The organism is Oceanobacillus sp. J11TS1, from assembly GCF_018333215.1.
Taxonomy (GTDB): Bacteria; Bacillota; Bacilli; order Bacillales; family Amphibacillaceae; genus Oceanobacillus.
Genome location: NZ_BORO01000026.1, coordinates 41,276 through 57,080, shown reverse-complemented (window position 1 = coordinate 57,080; position 15,805 = coordinate 41,276). Strand labels below are relative to the sequence as shown.

Annotated in this window: 15 protein-coding genes; 5 read left to right on the top strand and 10 right to left on the bottom strand. The window is 37.7% G+C overall.

Annotation, left to right across the window (positions count from 1 at the left end; all coding sequences use genetic code 11):
• Positions 1 to 281: 281 nt before the first annotated feature.
• A complete protein-coding gene (locus tag KI343_RS16325; protein ID WP_212927488.1) occupies positions 282 to 1,337 on the bottom strand; it encodes a M42 family metallopeptidase in 1,056 nt (351 codons plus the stop codon).
• A gap of 200 nt (positions 1,338 to 1,537) precedes the next feature.
• Between KI343_RS16325 and KI343_RS16320 the strand changes: the two genes are divergently transcribed.
• Both KI343_RS16320 and KI343_RS16315 read left to right on the top strand, forming a co-directional pair.
• Positions 1,538 to 2,068, top strand: coding sequence for a copper resistance CopC family protein (locus KI343_RS16320; RefSeq protein WP_212927487.1), 531 nt, complete (start codon positions 1,538 to 1,540; stop codon positions 2,066 to 2,068).
• A gap of 3 nt (positions 2,069 to 2,071) precedes the next feature.
• A complete protein-coding gene (locus KI343_RS16315) occupies positions 2,072 to 3,172 on the top strand; it encodes a copper resistance D family protein (protein WP_212927486.1) in 1,101 nt (366 codons plus the stop codon).
• 53 nt (positions 3,173 to 3,225) lie between these two features.
• Here KI343_RS16315 and KI343_RS16310 read toward each other — a convergent pair whose 3' ends face one another.
• From KI343_RS16310 to KI343_RS16270, 9 genes are all read right to left on the bottom strand, one after another.
• Positions 3,226 to 4,551: a PcsB-like coiled-coil domain-containing protein gene (locus KI343_RS16310; protein ID WP_212927485.1), complete on the bottom strand. Its 1,326-nt coding sequence runs from the start codon at positions 4,549 to 4,551 to the stop codon at positions 3,226 to 3,228.
• 246 nt (positions 4,552 to 4,797) lie between these two features.
• On the bottom strand, positions 4,798 to 6,489 hold the full coding sequence (locus tag KI343_RS16305) for a DUF6044 family protein (RefSeq protein WP_212927484.1): 1,692 nt from the start codon (positions 6,487 to 6,489) through the stop codon (positions 4,798 to 4,800).
• Entirely contained in the window at positions 6,452 to 7,582 is a 1,131-nt protein-coding gene (gene rffA, locus KI343_RS16300; protein ID WP_212927483.1) for a dTDP-4-amino-4,6-dideoxygalactose transaminase, read from the bottom strand. The genes KI343_RS16305 and rffA overlap by 38 nt, the downstream gene beginning before the upstream one ends.
• Positions 7,583 to 7,586: 4 nt before the next feature.
• Entirely contained in the window at positions 7,587 to 7,943 is a 357-nt protein-coding gene (locus KI343_RS16295; protein WP_212927482.1) for an EamA family transporter, read from the bottom strand.
• Between the two features lie 31 nt (positions 7,944 to 7,974).
• Positions 7,975 to 8,655 carry a GNAT family N-acetyltransferase gene (locus tag KI343_RS16290; RefSeq protein WP_212927481.1) on the bottom strand — a complete coding sequence of 227 codons (681 nt, stop codon included), beginning with the start codon at positions 8,653 to 8,655 and terminating at the stop codon, positions 7,975 to 7,977.
• A gap of 97 nt (positions 8,656 to 8,752) precedes the next feature.
• Positions 8,753 to 9,718, bottom strand: coding sequence for a glycosyltransferase family 2 protein (locus tag KI343_RS16285; protein ID WP_244857039.1), 966 nt, complete (start codon positions 9,716 to 9,718; stop codon positions 8,753 to 8,755).
• Complete coding sequence (gene rfbB / locus KI343_RS16280; RefSeq protein ID WP_212927479.1) at positions 9,694 to 10,722, bottom strand: dTDP-glucose 4,6-dehydratase; 1,029 nt, start codon at positions 10,720 to 10,722, stop codon at positions 9,694 to 9,696. Before rfbB ends, KI343_RS16285 begins: the two co-directional genes overlap by 25 nt.
• Positions 10,715 to 11,647, bottom strand: coding sequence for a glucose-1-phosphate thymidylyltransferase RfbA (gene rfbA / locus KI343_RS16275; protein ID WP_212927478.1), 933 nt, complete (start codon positions 11,645 to 11,647; stop codon positions 10,715 to 10,717). Before rfbA ends, rfbB begins: the two co-directional genes overlap by 8 nt.
• Positions 11,648 to 12,000: 353 nt before the next feature.
• On the bottom strand, positions 12,001 to 13,239 hold the full coding sequence (locus KI343_RS16270) for an MFS transporter (protein WP_212927477.1): 1,239 nt from the start codon (positions 13,237 to 13,239) through the stop codon (positions 12,001 to 12,003).
• Positions 13,240 to 13,354: 115 nt separating this feature from the next.
• Here KI343_RS16270 and KI343_RS16265 point away from each other — a divergent pair, with 115 nt between their 5' ends.
• The 3 genes from KI343_RS16265 to KI343_RS20655 all read left to right on the top strand — a co-directional run bounded on the left by KI343_RS16265 (position 13,355) and on the right by KI343_RS20655 (position 15,657).
• Positions 13,355 to 14,251 (top strand): LysR family transcriptional regulator, encoded by an 897-nt coding sequence (locus KI343_RS16265; protein ID WP_212927476.1) that lies wholly within the window; start codon positions 13,355 to 13,357, stop codon positions 14,249 to 14,251.
• A 465-nt stretch (positions 14,252 to 14,716) separates the two neighbouring features.
• Entirely contained in the window at positions 14,717 to 15,250 is a 534-nt protein-coding gene (locus KI343_RS16260) for a hypothetical protein (RefSeq protein WP_212927475.1), read from the top strand.
• Positions 15,251 to 15,450: 200 nt separating this feature from the next.
• The gene (locus KI343_RS20655; protein ID WP_212927474.1) at positions 15,451 to 15,657 is read left to right on the top strand and encodes a helix-turn-helix domain-containing protein; all 207 of its coding nucleotides are present in this window, start codon (positions 15,451 to 15,453) and stop codon (positions 15,655 to 15,657) included.
• Positions 15,658 to 15,805 lie beyond the last annotated feature (148 nt).

The following is a 15,805-nucleotide window of genomic DNA, read 5'->3' as shown; positions in this document are numbered from 1 at the left end:
ATGGTTCATAGGCCAAGCCCCAACTATGAAAAAAAGTGTTGACCTTACCACGAAGGCTACCATGCCCACCACTCCATGTAAAACCGGCGCACTACCTGGGGATTTACACATACTTATTGACAGTACCGATACGAGCATAGCGGAGCGGGTATACTAACTTTTCGAGCGGATATAGGCCTTTTGGATTGGGTTGCTCTCTTTTCGAGCGGAGGCCAGATTCGAGATAGGTCTACTGATTAATTTATAGAAAAATAGACCAGGATTCTTCCCGGTCCATCTTTTTATTCTTCTACCATTTCCGATTGTACATAATGATAAACCAAGTTTTCCGTGTGCTTGAGAGACGATTCATGTGTCCGTTCAAATGCGTGGGAGGCGTCAATTCCCGGTCCAATTAGTCCATGAATGATATCATGCCCGGAATGAATGGCCGCAGATGCATCTGATTGATAGTACGGATAGATATCTAATTTATAATCGATTTGATTTGCTTTAGCAATTTCTGTGAGATGATTGCGAAGGCCATAGTGGTATGGACCAGAAGCATCCTTCACACAAATCGATACCGTGTATTCATCTGTTCGTTGACCGTCTCCAATCGCTCCCATATCGACAGCTAAATATTCAACAGTTTCTGGCGGGATGTTGGAATTACCGCCGTATCCAATCTCTTCATTATTAGAAAAGAGGAAATGCGTTGTATAGGGCAATTCTGTTTGATCTGCCACAAGCTTTTCAATCACATTAATTAAGATTGCAACACTTGCTTTATCATCCAAATGGCGAGATTTAATAAATCCGGAGTCTGTTGTTTCAACTCTTGGATCAAAGGAAATAAAGTCACCTACTTCAATTCCTAATTTGCGGGTATCTTCTTCGCTTTTCACAACCGCGTCAACCCGGACTTCGATATTTTCTGTATCTCTTTTTAGTTCGGAAGTATTCCGATACACGTGGACAGCTGTTTGATGCATTAAAATGGTACCTGTTATTTTTTCTCCACCTACTGTGTGGATTGTACAATATTCTCCTTCCACAAAGTTAAAAGGAAAACCGCCAATAGCCTGTATTTTTAAACGGCCATTGTCTTTTATCTCTTTGACAATCGCTCCTAAAGTATCCACATGCGCTGTCAGAAAACGATGTTTGCGTGTATCTTTACCAGGCAATGTCGCAATCAAACCGCCTTTACGGTTACGTTTTGTTTGTACATGGCTTTTTGCTAATCTGTTTTCAATAAATTGTATCGCATCTTTTGTATAGCCGGTCGGACTTGGTATGGTTACTAAATCCTTAATTAATGCCTTCGTTTCTTCTATGTTAGGATAATTGCTCATGATTGGCCTCCTCAGAAAATTTGGAATGATACTAATGATTCTACTATAGTTTACCAAAAAAAGCATTGTCATTAATTATTCAAAGTTTATAAAAATGTAATGTTTTTACTTCGACCAAACTTGTTATAGATCTCATTATCTTGTAACATAGAGTTCGGCAACACTATATTGAATTCAATAGATTAAGGAGGAAAACAAATATGAAGAAATTAACAGGAGCACTATCTTTCATTCTCTTATTATTTGTATGTAGTGCAAGTCCTGTCTTTGCACATACACACCATGAGGCATCTGACCCAGAGGAGGGTTCAACAGTAACAGAACCTTTAGATAGGATTACAATTTATTTTGAAACAGTGATTGAAGAGAGCGCTGTACTGGAATTACAAGCGGAGGATGGTACACAGATTGCTCTAGATAATATCGCAGTCAATGACGATGAATTATCTGCTGAAGTCGCTGAACCTTTAAAAAATGGGGCATATACAATCAGTTGGGATATTATTGGTGTAGATGGTCATCCTATGGAGGATTCCATTTCGTTTGAAGTGGATATAGAGGAAGATACAGATTCTGCAGAAGATGCTAACGAGAATCAAGATGCTTCTTCTGAAAGTGATGTCCAAGATTCTGCGCAGGATGATAGTAACTCCAATACGATGCTAATTGCGATTTTACTTATTGCGATTATCGCTATCGTAGCCATTGTATTACTAAGAAGGAAGAAATAAGACATGTTTTATCTAACCATTTTCACAGAAACATTCTTATACCTTTGCCTTGCCTTTTTAGCGGGAAGCTTTCTTATTCGATTGCTTCCTGCCACTTCTTCAGCAAACATCAGAATCTCTTCTAATTTGCAGCTCACAGCTATTGGGGGAATTGCTTTATTCGCATTTATGCCTCTTATTCAGCTGATTAGTCACATAGCCCAACGTTCTACATTAGGTTCTGCTTTTGAGACGGTTTTATTATCCTTTCGAATTGGGAATGCTTGGCTATTTTTATTTATCATTTGTATTCTTTTTAGTATTTACATTGCATTTGTCCAGGATACAAGCCGTAAACAAACTGCTTGGGTTGGTATGATTTTTGTATGTTTTGCTGCAATTGGTGTGGGCTGGTCCAGCCATGCTGGTTCATTGCAAGGGATTCCCGGTGTGTTAACGCATGCGGTGCATTTGTTTGCAGTGAGCTCCTGGGTTGGAACGCTCATGATGGTCTGCTGGTTTTCACCAAAGTCTATTAGTTGGCTGCATTTTATAAAAAGCTATCATCCTTTTGCAATGGCTTGTTTTGCCATTGTCGTTCTAAGCGGTATTTTATTAGCGCAATTCACTGTTGATTTTCGCCAGTATGGAGATGCCCTGCTTGTTTCTTATGGTCAAAGTTTATTTTTTAAACAATTATTTATCGTTCCATTATTGGTATATGCCATATTTAATGGGATTTGGATGAAACGACGTTTACAGGCTGATGCAAGCTTTCAAGCAAGACCTTGGATACGAGTAGAATTCTTTATTATTATGTTTATTTTGTTGCTGACAGGTGTTATGAATGAACAGTCACCGCCGCTTCATATCGAAAATTTAATTGCCCATAGCGGCTATGCACCTATTCTAAATATGTTTTATGCGGGAGCTATGGATGGTTTAAGAATAGGCTTAGCATTAGATGGATCTGTTTTCTTTTTTATTGGCTTAGCGCTGGCATGTCTAGCTGCAAGCATTTATACCTTTAAAACAAGAAGACACCCTGCTCTTTCCTACCTAGCGTCTCTCCTGTTTGTAGTAATGGGATACTTTGCCTTTATTCAAAGCATCGTGATTAACTGATTATAAAAGCAAAAGCATGTGCTCTTTTTTATGTCCAGAGCACATGCTTTTATTTATCTTTCTAATATCGTTACTTTAACATCTTTTCTTCCCCAGCTATGTGCTTGAGAGGAATCTGAAAAGAATACATCAATTTTATTTCCTGTAATTGCTCCGCCTGTATCACGTGCTACAGCTACTCCATAGCCTTCCACTTCTACAATACTGCCAAGCGGGATAACACTAGGATCCACAGCAATTACCTTCGCACCTGGATTTTTCTTTAAATCAAAACCGGTTGTAGTAATACCGGTACACCCAGCACAATCAGCTGTGTATGCTGTTGATGACACGGTAAATGTTTTGCCCGATTCTTCTTTAACTACAGTGTCTTCTTCACTAGAACTTTTCTCTTCCTTTGGCTGAGAAGGTTCTTCTTTCTCTTGGCTAGGATCTTCCTTCACCTCGGACTTCTCAACAGGAACCTCTTCTTTTTCTGCTTCAGGTTTAGCTTCAGGTTCAGGTTCCTTTGTAATTGTTTTAGAGGCGACACTCGTTTCTTTTTCTTTGTGAACCTTTGTTTCTTCTTCTTTCGCTGCTTTTTCTTCAGCTTCAGCTAGTTTTGCTGCTTCCGCTTCTTTTGCTTTTTCTTCAGCTGCAGCAAGTGTTGCCTGTGCATCAGCTTCTAAAGATGCCAATTGGGAATCTGTTATTTCCAATTCTTCCACAAGCGCTTGTAAATCGTCTTGCTTTGTTTCTAACTCATCTTTCTTGGCATTGCTATCTACCAATGCTTGTTCCACATTTTCTTTTGCTGCTCTTTGCTCATCTTTTAAATTATTTAAGTCATCCATTTTGTCTACTTCTTCAGAACGCTTATCTTCCAATAGAGCAATATCTGCTTCTTGCTGTTCAATCAAGGATGCATCAGAATCTGCAATTTTATTAACTGCATTTGCCCGTGTAATAAAATCCTCAAAGCTTTGGGCACCGAAGAGAACCTCTAAATAGTTAATATCCCCGCCGGAATGCTGAACAGATACCATTCTTTCTTTCAAGATATCAAACCGCTCTTCTATTTTCTGTTCCAGCTCTGACATTTCATCTTCTAAAGTAAAAATATCTTCTAATAAAGCATCAATCTGTTGATCTGTTTCATCAATCTCCTGTTGCTTTTCTTCTAATTCAATTTCTGTACTTGCAATTTCACTCTTTAACTGCTCCAATTCTTCTAATACTGAAGCAATTTGTTGTTCAGAGTCGGATAACTCTGTCTTGACTTCCGAGCGCTGATCGCGAATTCCCTCGAGATCATCAGCAGTTTCTGCTTGAACTGGTTTAATACTGGAACTCATGAAACCAACTATCATTACTATTGCTAGCAAAAACGTTTTCTTCAATTCTTTTCCCCCTGTTCCTGCATCACTACTACATAGGTCTCTCTGTAAAAGGACGATGAGCCCTTCGTTAATATGCAGTTTTGTGAATCATAGGATAAATTTAACACAATATGAATTTCTAGTGCAGTGTAACATCTATAGATTGCAAAAAGATTATCAAAATATTACAGTTCTGTATCACCACTAGGGGAAAATCCTTGTTAAGCCTGTCATACGAATGCTTTCAGATGTAATATTACAATCTAATTACATGATGTAATATAAGTAAATTTCCCATGGAGAGTCCTGTTCTGTAAATGTTTCCTCTAGGGACAACCCTATATCTCTAGCATTTTCAATTGGAACAGCAGAAAGAACATATTCTCCTCCTAACTCCTTTAAAGCCGTTGTATCAATGGCCAAGTCCTGTATAGGCTCATTTCGATTTTTGGTAAACATATAGTTCTTACCGTGTTCCGCTACATACATATACAATCTTCCTCCCCATGTATCAAAGTAATTTTGCAGGCTCGGACTTTTTTCTAACTCACCGGCAATAACCTCTCGAAAGGCATGCTTATATTCCAGCGGAAAACTATTATTATACGTATCCAACGTATAGAAACCATTATATTGAGCTATCGTTGGATGCAACCCAACACTGACAACGCGATAATCGCTTGGATCCTCCCCGATATATTCTTGAATAGACGTAAATAATTCCTTCGAATAAAACTCTTTAAAGGTAGGCGTATTTACTTCCCGGTATTTAAATTCTTCTGAAAGTCCAAACAGCATATAGCATTGCCAAATAATAACTGCAATGACAAGAAGTTTCCCAATCTTTCGAAACCTCCAAATGATGCCTAGAGCTAGGGCAAAAGCAATATACCATATTGGCGGATCCATAAAATGAATGCGGGCAAAATTAAAGGTATTTAAAACAGAAATATTTTCTTTTAACGGTTGCCAGCCTTCCCAGTACCAGAATGCATACCAAAAGGACAACACTAAATTTAACAAAAACAGCGTATACAACCATTTCGGCTGCCGTTTTTTTACTAATGCAAGCCACAGGGCGAATAAAATAATGGGAATAATAATATAGGCTTGAATCGCTTCATCATGCGTATGCCCATATAAAAAATTCTCCCATGCCAATTCGTAGCTTCGTTCAAATGTATTATGACTCAACTCCAATTCTTCTCGGTGGGAAGTAAAACTATCATCAAAAAACATGGATGTAATTAATAAGTAATCCTTCATCAAAAATAGGCTTGTCATTATTGCAATCGCAGCAAAGAACGTCCAATTCCATTGTTTATAGCGAATCCGGTCAATCAGCCACAATACGCCAATTACTGCGAGAAAGAAAACAAAACTAAGGACAAAATTTGCGAAAAATGGAATAAGGCATAGTAATACCCATGTATGCTTCGGTGCCTTGGTCCGATATTGTCGAATCATTAAAAAGACATACAGAGCAAGCGGCATCCCTGCAATTGATAGGACGCCGGACGGCCAATAAGGCAGCATAGCAAAAGCAAGCGAAACACCGACTGTAATCCAGGGTGTCGTCTCTTTTTTCACGACAAAGCGAGTTAATAATAAATACATTCCAAATAACGCTGCCAAGCGCATAATTGTTTGACTGATCGTATAGGCTGTTATTGGTTCAAAGAGAACATACAACCAAAGCGCGGCATCAAAAGCAGAAGGCAAAGCACTTCGAGGCAGTCCATCAATGGCATACGGCAACGGCACATCCTTTAAGGAAAAAATTTGCCCGCTCTCTGCCAGCACTTTGTACCAAACGATATTAGAATCCATATTATCATGAATACGAATATGTACGTCTTCTCCATAAATCACATAAGGAGACAAGTAGGCAAGCAAAATAAGACAGCCTGCCCATATCCATTTATTGTGCATAAAATTGCTGAATGCTTTGAATGACATACTCTACATCCCCTTTACTTATCCCATAGTAAAGTGGTAATCGTAATAAACGTTCACTTTCTATTGTTGTATAGGCATCTTCTCCATGAAAGTAGCCAAATTGTTTTCCTGCTATGGATGAATGTAAAGGAACATAATGTGTCGCTGTTACAATGTCCAGATCTTTTAAATAATTGCTTAGCTGTTCCCGAACGATCGCATCCGCTGTTTTGATAAAGAATAAATGTGCGTTATGTTTGCTATCTTCAGGGATTGCTGGCAACTCGATTTTCCCCTCTTCAGCAAGCGGTGCGAGACCTTCCGCATAAAGGTTCCATGTCCTAATGCGATTTTCATTAATTTCTTCGGCATGCTCGAACTGTACAGACAGATAAGCTGCATTTAGTTCACTAAGCAGATAAGATGACCCGATATCTCTCCAAGTATATTTATCTACCTCGCCGCGAATAAATTGCGAGCGGTCTGTTCCTTTTTCTTGAATGATCTCCGCACGTTCTGCCAGGGAAGCATCATTAATGTAGAGAGCTCCACCTTCTCCGCAAACATAGTTTTTCGTTTCGTGAAAGCTGATCGTTCCTAAATGTCCAATTGTCCCCAAAGCTTTTCCTCTATAAAAACTCATCAATCCCTGTGCTGCGTCTTCTACAACCCATAGCTTATATTTTTCTGCAAGGGACATAACCAGCTCCATTTCACAAGAAACACCTGCATAATGGACAACAACAATCACTTTGGTTTTTTTTGTAATTGCTGCTTCGATTCGTTTTGGATCGACATTCATTGTTTCCGGTTCGACATCTACAAAGACAATTTTCGCTCCCCGAAGCGCAAACGCATTTGCTGTCGAAACAAAGGTATAAGAAGGCATGATCACTTCGTCCCCTTCGCCAACATCCGTTAACAACGCTGCCATTTCAAGAGCGGCTGTACAAGAAGGGGTCAGCATGGCTTTGTTGACACCCATCTTTTCCTCCAACCAGCGTATACACTTTTCTCCGTAGGAACCGTTGCCTGATAATTTCTGTTTTGCTATTGCATCACGAATTGCTACGTCTTCTTTTCCTATATAACATGGTACATTAAATGGTATCATGGAATCACCTCATTATAAGAATGCCTATTATCACAAAAGCAAAGCCAATGATTTTCTGTGTACTAATCGGTTCTCCAAATAAGAGTACAGATAAAATAAAAACAAGAACAAAAGAAAGACTCATAAATGGATAGGCATAGCTGATATCGAATTTTGTCATAGCCGCCATCCAGCTTAATGCTGCTAAAAAGGCAGCAATAAATCCGGATAGTATCCAAGGATTCCATATGAGTTGAAATAAAAATAAAAATTTATCAAGTAATCCATCTGGTAATTCCCCTTGCCGATCCATGGTCCATTTAATAATTAATTGTCCATAAACGGTAAATAGAATGGTTCCAGCAATATAAAAATAGCCCAAGCTTCTCTCCCCCTACTACCTGTTGCCTTCTTTAAAGAAAATTACCATTCACTTTATGATAAACATCCTTCCCTGCGCGTAACCGAAACCCTAAGCCGATAAAGACATTTAATGAAGCTGGATTACTCGGAGAAATAGATGTAATAAGCTGCTCTTTATTGGTACGTTCAAACTGCTCTTTCACACAAGCTGCTGCAAATGGTGCGGCAAAACCCTTTCCACGAATATCCTTATGCATTGCCAACAGTAAAACATTTTCTTCTTGATAAGCAAAAAAACCTGCAACACGATCAGCTTGCTTATAGGCAAGAATTAAATTCTGTTCAATCAAGTCTTTTACCCAATTCCGATAACGCAGATCCGCCATTTCATTGGGAACTTGAAAATCACGGTGATATCTTCCGCCTTGAAATGCTTCTTCCGCTATGGCTAATACTTCATCTGCATTATAATCTTCATAAAAGGATACCTCTCCAGCCCGTTCTGCTAAAAAGGTATTCCGGTAACAATAAGGCTCCAGTAATGTATCCGTATAATAAAAACCGTATTTATGCAGTAAAGCCTTGTCCGCCAGAGGGTCCACCTTAATAGTAAAATGACCCTCTGTTTCTTCTGTTGCTTGCAAAGCTGCTTCACTGTATTCCGTTAATTGAAAGGTAGCCAATGGAAAATTCCGATTATCCCATGGTGTTGGTTCTAGATATTCACTCATTTCCCTCTTCCTCTCTATTTAGCATCCAAATATTTTTGGCGGGGCGAGTAATTGCCAATGGCCAAGCCCTAAGATATGGTGACTTCTGCGTCGGCAATTATTGTCCTGTAGTTTTATTTTTTTGAACTTCGCCTTTTATATCTTTAATTAAATAAAGCGGACGCCCCTTCGCTTCATTAAAAATCTTTCCGAGATAGAGACCAATAATCCCAAGCTGGAAGAAAATCAAACCACCAATAAAGAAAATAGATACCATAACACTCGTCCAGCCTTGCACGGTCTCATCCAGAAAGAAGTAACGTGAAAATAAATAAAGCGCATAAATAAAGGAAGCCAAAGCCATCAGAAATCCTATACCAATCGAAAGTCTCAGCGGTTTATTCGATTGGGAGACAATCGCATCGGTTGCTAATGCGAATAATTTTTTCAGCTGATAAGACGATGTCCCTTCCTTTCTTGCATCATGCTGTACCTCTATTTTTGTCTGCTGATATCCCATCCATTGAATAAAGAAAGGAAAGTAACGATTTTGCTCCCGCAGCTCTCGAAAGCTTTCCACTACTTTTTTTCGGGAAATACTAAAATTTGCTATGGAAGCGTCTGTTTTTTTCCCTGTAAAATAATCATAAACCTTGTAAAACACCCTCGATGACAATTTTTTTAATTGTTTATCCTGCCTTTGCACACGTTGCGCAAAAACAACATCATAACCATCCTGTGCTCTCTGATATAACGAAGCAATTTCTTCCGGGCGGTCCTGCAGATCGCAATCCATCACGACCACCCAATCCCCTGAAGTAAAATCAAGACCGGCTGTGATGGCATGATGCTGTCCAAAATTGCGAGATAGATTTATTCCTTTTATTTGCTTATCTTGCTGATGGAGCTTGAGAATCGTTTCCCAAGCGAGATCCGGGCTTGCATCATTTACCATAATAATTTCATATTCTGCTGGAATGGACTGGATTGTTTGAATAATTCGACTGGTTAATTCAATAAGACAACGTTCACAACCGTAGACTGGAACTACGACAGAAATTAAATCGGTACGTCTGTTTTCCATTTTTCTACATACCATTCCACTGTTTTTCGCAGTCCATTCTCTAAATCTACTTCAGGCTGCCAGCCTAATTCTTTTTGTATTTTACTAGCATCTATAGCATATCTCTTGTCATGTCCTTGACGATCATCTACATAGGTAATCAAATCAGAAAAATGCTCCAAACGATAGGTTTGAAGTAAATCCGGTCTCAATTCATCCAATAACTGACAAACCATTTTTGTAATCATTATGTTTTCTTGCTCATTACTGCCGCCAACATTATAAACTTCCATCGTCTTACCCTGGTGATAAATCCTATCAATCGCTTTACAGTGGTCCTCAACATATAACCAATCACGTATGTTCTTTCCATCACCGTAAATGGGTATCGGCTCATTTGCCAAAGCATGTCGAATAATCGTCGGCAACAGTTTCTCATCGTGCTGTCGTGGACCATAATTATTGGAGCAGGAGGAAATAATAACATTCATCCCATAAGTATAGCCAAAGCTTTTCACTAAAAGATTCGCACCTGCTTTCGATGCACTATAGGGATTTCTAGGATCGTAAGGGGTTTCTTCTGTAAACTTTCCTGATTCTCCTAATGAACCATAGACTTCATCTGTCGATATCTGGTGAAATCGGCGCTGGCGAAGCTCTCCCTTCTTCTCCCAATCTTCCTTGGCTGCTTGTAAGAGATTTAGTGTTCCAACTAGATTCGTATCAATAAATGGACTGGCATCATCAATGGAGCGATCAACATGCGATTCAGCTGCAAAATGAATCACACCTTCAACATCATATTCATCGAAAATTGCTGCCACTGTTGTCCTATCTGCAATATCTCCATGAATAAAATGGTAATTCTCCGCATCTTCTACTTCTACTAAATTATTTAATGAGCCTGCATAGGTTAGCTTATCTACATTAATTAACTGCTGTTCGGGATATTTCTTTTGATAATATTGGATGAAATTAGAGCCGATAAATCCGGCCCCGCCAGTGATTAAGATGGCCTTACTCATTTCCTACCAGTCCTAACATTGGGTGATGGTCAATGGAATCCCAGTATTGCTGACTATGTTTACGGTTTGCAATTTCCATTAAATATTGTCCATAATCTGTTTTTTCCATAGACTTTCCCTTTTCGTAAAGCGCCTCCCGAGACATATATCCTAAATAAAAAGCAATTTCTTCTAAGCAAGCAATCTTAAATCCTTGTCGTTGCTGTGTTGTTTTAATAAATTCAGCCGCATCAAATAAGGATTCTTGTGTCCCTGCATCCATCCAGGCAAACCCTCTTCCTAATAGCTCCACATGAAGCTGATTCCATTTCAAGTATTCTTTATTTAAATCTGTAATTTCTAATTCCCCGCGCTCAGATGGTTTGAGTTTTTTAGCAATTTGAACAGCTCTGGAATCATATATATACAGACCTGTCACAGCAAAGTCTGATTTAGGATCCTCTGGCTTTTCCTCAATTGAAATCGCATTTTGATGATGATCGAATTCAACAACGCCAAAGCGATGCGCATCCTTCACGCGATAGCCAAAAACCGTCGCATGCTGGTGTTTTTTCAGTGCATTTCTTAATAATGTTGTAAATCCTTGCCCAAAGAAAATATTATCCGCCAGGATCAGAGTGACATCATCTTTCCCAATGAAATCTTCTGCAAGAATAAATGCTTGTGGAATTCCTTTTGGCTGATGTTGTTCTTTATACACGATACGAATACCTAATGCAGATCCATCTCCTAATAATCTCTCAAAACGATTCGTATCCTCCGGTGTACTAATCACCATCACTTCTTTAATACCGCCAAGCATCAGGACAGATAATGGATAATAAATCATCGGTTTATCGTATACAGGTAATAGGTGTTTATTGATACTATCCGTACTTGGAGATAAACGAGTTCCGCTTCCCCCAGCTAGAATAATCCCTTTCATGTTATACACCCTCCATCAAAATAGTATTTGAGATTTCATATATTTCTATTGTGAAACTTAACGCTTATCTCCATTATTCCTTATTTCAGACTTTTATAAACTTACATTATTATTTCAAATTTGTTTCGAAACGGTAATAATAAATGAGGTTACTGCCTTTGAATTGCCACAATTAGTAAAAAGGATATAAGAGTAGAGCATTTAGCAAATTTGTTCCGTGCCAAATGAACTGTTTTCTTAATCAAATATCTTTCTCTAGATGACTTATAAAGGATAAATTTCCAAAGATAACATCAAAAAACCTCTCCACCATTTTAAACTTAAAAATGATGAAGAGGTTTTATTCACTCTAATTAATTTGTGACAGTTTCTTGATTGTGCATTCTTTCTTGTTTTATTACTGCTCTTTCCCGACGTGCTTTTCTTCCGTGCAAGACATAATATAAGCCTGTAACAACAATGGTTAAAAGACCCATCAACCAATACAAATTACGATATCCTACAAGCGGAATCAACATTCCAAGCAAGAATGGAGCGAAACCAGCGCCTAAGTCAGCAAGCATATAAAAAGTTGATGTTGCAAGACCGATCTTTTCTTTTGGTGCAGATTTGACAGCAATTGCTTGAGCACTTGGTATGATTGTTCCATAGCCCAAACCGATAAAAACAGCGGATAATAAAAGTAAGAATCCATTCGTTGCTGTTGCCAATACAGCTAAACCAATCACAAAGGATATAAAAGATGGATACATTACTTTATTTTCTCCAAAACGGTCAAATATTTTTCCGGTAAATGGACGGGAAACCAACGTACTCACGGCATAAACCATAAAGAAAAAGCTCGCTACAGAGACAAGATCAATTTCTTGTGCGTAAGCTGTTAAGAATGACAGAACACTTGCATAAGCGACCCCTACAAATACAGCAACAAAAGCAATTGGCAATGCTTCTCTTTGCAAGTATTTGTCCAGTCCTTTTGCTGGTTCTGCTTCTGGCTGTTTCTGAGCTTCCTGTTTTGGAAGAGAAGCAACTTCGATTTTCTTAATTGTAAGTCCCATTAAGAATGCTACTGCAATAATAGCAAGACAGAAAGTAAAGTTCATTTCAAAACCAAGATGCTGATTAATTAAAATACCTACAAACGGTCCTACCGCAGATGCTACGGTTGTACTTAATGCATAGTAACCAATGCCTTCCCCTTTACGATTTTCAGGAACAATTTTGGAAGCAATTGCTCCAGTAGAGGTAGATGAAATACCGAAAGCAATTCCGTGTAAGAAACGAACAATCATAAGAATTGCTAAACTATGAATCGTAAAATATAAAGAGATGGTTGCGATAGAAGCAACAAGGCCAATCATTAAAATATATTTAGGCTGCCACTGGTCAATATACTTACCAGAATATAGACGGCCAAAAAGCATACCGATAATAAATATACCAGCAGCTAAACCTCCCATTCCTTCACTTGCTTGGTATTCCTCAATAGTGAATACCGTAATGGTAACAATTAAAGAATAGTGAATAATATACATAAGAAAATTCACTAATGTTATCGATATAAAATCTTTTGTCCAGAGTTTCTCCGACATTTAATCACCACTTTCTAAAAAACAGTATGTTTATATTATATATATTAATAATAACGTTGTATAATTAAAATTAATGATGTTTACATTAACTACACTTATATAAGAGGTGAAACCATTGAACTTTGAGCAATTAGAATATGTAAAGGCCGTTGTTGAATATGAATCGATGACACGTGCTTCTGAAGCACTGCATATCAGTCAATCAGCTTTAAGTCAATCCATCGCAAGTCTGGAAAAAGAGCTCGAGCATAAACTCTTCAATCGGTCGAGAAGCGGCACAGTACCTACGGAAAATGGCAAAAAGCTTATCCCTATTATATTAGAAATTCTCGAATCGGAATCGAAGTTAAGACAAACTGCCAATTCCTTATCGGCAATACTGCGTGGAAAATTAACCGTTGCAACCTCACCATCCTTATTTATGGCAGTTGTTCCGCCAGCACTCTCAAGCTTTAGAAAGGATAACCCGCTAATTGACGTGCAGATTATAGAGGCAGAAAATGAGGAAATTTATCATTTAGTACAGAAAAAAGAGATAGATATTGGACTGTTTTCTTTAATAAATGATCATAAAATAGAGCCAAGTATGGAGGTATATTCCTTATTTATATCCAGCAGTTTTAAAGCAATTGTACCAATTGATTCCAAGCTCGCATTTCGGGAATCAATCAGTTTAGAAGATATTCAAGATTCGCCTTTTATTTTATTTGACCGGGAATTTTATAACGTAAATATTGAGAAATTTGAAGAGAATCGAGGACCATTAAATATCTTGTTTACCACAAAAAATCCCAGCGTCTTATTTCGTTCCGTTTCATCAGGTTTGGGCATCAGTATTGTTTCTGATTTGATGCTTCAAAATAATCCTTATCTGCAGACCAAATCGATTGCAGCTATTCCTATTGGTTATCCATTTAATAATGAAATCCAATTTGTCGCTTTATCCAATAAAGACAATGGAAAAAAGCAACTGACGGAAACCTTTATTTCCTATATAAGAAATAAAAAATGAGCAGTTCTCACCTGAGACTGTTCATTTTTTGTTACCTATAGAATGGGAAAGGATAGGTGGCTTGATAGCTGTTCCACTTTTGCATTTGTATGGAAAATCGGGATTCAAGATTATAATAATTTCACTCCTCCTATTTTAGAACTACATTTAGGTTCAGAATGTTTTGTATCTCGCCTTTTTACAAAGCAATTATCGCTAGAAATAATAAGATTCATAACTTCTTTCCCCAATTCTATAATACGTATATATTTGAAGATAACTTCCATATTGTACTTCTTTTTTCATGTTTTTCTTCAGTCTGTAGTCCGATAGTATACTGAAACTCTCCGAATTCATTACTAATTTTCTAACCTATCACTTATAGGTGGCATAAATTTCCCTTATTTTTTCAAAAAATATCCTTTTTTTCCTTTTATATTTATGGTAAATTATATACGCATGAAAAAAAAGGGGGAAATACATACTATGAAGAAATTAATGCTATTATTAGTAGCTATTTTATTAGCTGGAGTTCTTGTCGCGTGTGGTGACAGTGACTCAGGATCAGAGGCAAAAACTGATACCGATACAAATCAGGAATCAAATGAAGATACATTAGAAACGGAAGATGAGGATGCTGAAGTATATGAATTCAACCAAGAAATTGCGGATAATGATAATTTCAAGGCTACTTTAGTCAGCATCGAAAGAGTTATTGACGAAGATTGGGATGAAGAAAAAATAGAAGTGACGTTTGAAGTAGAAAACAAACGTGACGATACAGTAGAATTCCAAGCTCGTGAAGTTTCCATTAACGATAAAATGGTGGATGAAAGTTTACAATCCATGAGTACTGAAGTTGCAGGCGGTAAGTCTGCGGATGCTGTTCTTACCATAGAAGATTATGAAGGCGGCAACCTTCCAGAACTAGAAGGCGATTTTGAAATGTTATTAAACGTATTTAGCTGGGACGATATGGATTACGATGAAGAAGCTGAAGTTAATGTGACATTTGAATAAAAAATTTGTATAGCTCTCACATTGTGGGAGCTATTTTTATTTGGTAAAATACACTTGCAATCAGTTCATAAAGTGTTCGCAACAATATTTATAAAATTTTATAAGAAACTCAAAATAGAAAATAAAGATCAAATCCTTTCTTTCATTCATACTCATATCAAAGAATTATTGGATTTGGATTCTAAATCGAGAGAAGACTTTTGATTTCTCTTGAAAGTTTTCTAGACAACAATGGCTCTCATAAATTAGCCGCACAGCAATTATTTGTTACACGACAAGCATTGTATTATCGAATCCAAAAAATCAAAAATATCTTAGGTAATGACTTTTTAGAGCCACCTAAAAGGTTAGCTGTAGAATTTTCTGTTAAGGCTTATCGATACTTAAATAAAAATCGTTCATTGTAAAACACACGCGACTTAATCACGTCCCAAGTGAATGCTAATCACTTGGGGCGTTTTTCTCTTCTACCATCTCCTTTTTTCCATTTCTTCTGTGGTACTAGATCTAATTCTCTTCCTTTCCTGCCATCTTCTACTACCTAATATCATTTTT

Coding starts and splice junctions, on each gene's coding strand:
- KI343_RS16315 (WP_212927486.1), top strand. CDS start 2,072: ATGTTTTATCTAACCATTTTCACAGAAACATTCTTATACCTTTGCCTT.
- rfbA (WP_212927478.1), bottom strand. CDS start 11,647: ATGAAAGGGATTATTCTAGCTGGGGGAAGCGGAACTCGTTTATCTCCA.
- KI343_RS16290 (WP_212927481.1), bottom strand. CDS start 8,655: ATGAGTGAATATCTAGAACCAACACCATGGGATAATCGGAATTTTCCA.
- KI343_RS16305 (WP_212927484.1), bottom strand. CDS start 6,489: ATGTCATTCAAAGCATTCAGCAATTTTATGCACAATAAATGGATATGG.
- KI343_RS16320 (WP_212927487.1), top strand. CDS start 1,538: ATGAAGAAATTAACAGGAGCACTATCTTTCATTCTCTTATTATTTGTA.
- rfbB (WP_212927479.1), bottom strand. CDS start 10,722: ATGAGTAAGGCCATCTTAATCACTGGCGGGGCCGGATTTATCGGCTCT.
- KI343_RS16260 (WP_212927475.1), top strand. CDS start 14,717: ATGAAGAAATTAATGCTATTATTAGTAGCTATTTTATTAGCTGGAGTT.
- KI343_RS16270 (WP_212927477.1), bottom strand. CDS start 13,239: ATGTCGGAGAAACTCTGGACAAAAGATTTTATATCGATAACATTAGTG.
- KI343_RS16325 (WP_212927488.1), bottom strand. CDS start 1,337: ATGAGCAATTATCCTAACATAGAAGAAACGAAGGCATTAATTAAGGAT.
- rffA (WP_212927483.1), bottom strand. CDS start 7,582: ATGATACCATTTAATGTACCATGTTATATAGGAAAAGAAGACGTAGCA.
- KI343_RS16285 (WP_244857039.1), bottom strand. CDS start 9,718: ATGGAAAACAGACGTACCGATTTAATTTCTGTCGTAGTTCCAGTCTAC.